Source organism: Paenisporosarcina sp. P5_A11 (assembly GCF_056400705.1).
The window spans coordinates 1-1,702 of the sequence record NZ_JBFUKT010000325.1 but is presented as its reverse complement, the minus strand read 5'-3'; the positions used below and the strand labels follow the sequence as shown (position 1 = coordinate 1,702).

Annotated in this window: 2 protein-coding genes; both read right to left on the bottom strand. The window is 32.4% G+C overall.

Annotated elements, in window-relative coordinates:
- Nucleotides 1–79: 79 nt before the first annotated feature.
- The gene (locus AC1DOS_RS19945) at nt 80–682 is read right to left on the bottom strand and encodes a hypothetical protein (RefSeq protein WP_477538884.1); all 603 of its coding nucleotides are present in this window, start codon (nt 680–682) and stop codon (nt 80–82) included.
- Nucleotides 683–762: 80 nt separating this feature from the next.
- A complete protein-coding gene (locus AC1DOS_RS19940) occupies nt 763–1,419 on the bottom strand; it encodes a hypothetical protein (RefSeq protein ID WP_477538883.1) in 657 nt (218 codons plus the stop codon).
- Between the last annotated feature and the right edge of the window lie 283 nt (nt 1,420–1,702).

Here is a 1,702-nt window from a genome sequence, read left to right as displayed (position 1 = left end):
GTTCAACTAAACTGCCCCGTTAGTTCAATAAGAAAAAGGGCTGTTTAAATAGCCCTATGATCTTTAACTAAAGCACCTGTTAGTTTAAGTGAAATGTTTCACAAACCCCTTTTTCCCTGCGTTCCATTGATTTAGAGTAACCAAAACAATCTCTAAATAACTTCCTGCCAATATATTTTTGAAAATTATTGTATCTATATCGGTAATACTCATTCCAATAGCTAATCATTCTATTATAGCTTTTGCAAAACTGCACATTATTTTCAAGACAAAATCTCTTAATCCGTTCTGTATCCTGCTCTTTTAAAATATCAAAAGTCATTTCTAATATTTCTACGACATATTCATCACATATTTTTACGATATAAGGAATAGCCCAGTCTTCATAATCCATCTGAAGCAACGAATAAATATGCTTTTGGCGAACAAACCCGTCACAACTTCTTGAATAAATACAATGCAAAATCATTTTTTGTCGTAGACTTAAATCGTCTATAACTTCATCTGAACTATCAATGTAGTAGGTACGATAAGGAAATCTAATCACGGTATTATCTTGAAAATATTGAATAGTATCCTCGGACACACCAATAGTGACATTATTATAAGTTTTATGAGGAATCATTCCCACCGCCGTAGTCACATCATCTCTCAAATAATTTGGAAATCCATCTTGAAACATTCAATCACATCCTTGCTTCGCATAATGTTACAAATGTGTAGATAACTAAACTGCCCCGTTAGTTGAAGAAGACATTTCTTTTAAACAAAATATGGGTTATCTAATTCATTATTATTAATGACTACATCTGCATTAAGTTGAGGTGAATGTTGTTCTAAATAAAGTTTCGAAGCAACGTGATACCTATTTAGGAACATTTCTTCAGCTTTTTCATAACTTCCAAATGCCCGTTCTTCTCTTTTAGCTCCTCTTTTTCTAGCTAAGTCAAAGTCAGTTTTAACAAATATTTTAAAATCGTATAGGTTACTTAAATCCTTTTTAAATAAAAAAGTTCCATCAATAATAAAAATCGTATCCCTATTTGCTATTTTTAATTCTGGGTTCACATACTCGTCCTTTGCTAAATCTAAAGAATTTGTTTGATAATGCAGGTTTCCCCCTGGACCTAAAGGTATTAAAAGTTTCTGCTTAAAGGAATTGTAATCGTGAGCATCCTCGTAATAACCAATAGCAGATTCCTTACCCTGTCTGTATCGAATAACCCTTGGATTATGAAAATTGTCTATGCTAGTCCTAATCACATCCATCTTTCTTCTTCGAAGTTCTTCAGTAAGCTCATTAGCAAGCGTTGTCTTGCCAGATGAAGTTATTCCACTAACTCCTACTCTAATTGGATGGAGTGTTTTTATACATAAGATTCTATTTGCTATTTCTGAAATAAGTTCACTCCTTAACATCTAACTCCCCACTTTCCAATCATATTCTTATATCATTCTTCAATCAAAATTAGGATAATCCCTCGTTAGTAAACTATCAATATGTCTTAATTTCGATAGAAATGGCAATATTTCCTTTAACGATACTTTTTTTGAGGGGGAACAAAATTGCTACTGTCAAAAGCATGGGAAGCATTTGAATCTGATAAAAGGATTGAAGGCTTTTCTCCACAGACATTAAAGACTTATCGGCTCCAATTGTCATTACTTATTGAATATTTTAAGGATATTGAAATAACAACTC

Coding starts and splice junctions, on each gene's coding strand:
- AC1DOS_RS19945 (WP_477538884.1), bottom strand. CDS start 682: ATGTTTCAAGATGGATTTCCAAATTATTTGAGAGATGATGTGACTACG.
- AC1DOS_RS19940 (WP_477538883.1), bottom strand. CDS start 1,419: ATGTTAAGGAGTGAACTTATTTCAGAAATAGCAAATAGAATCTTATGT.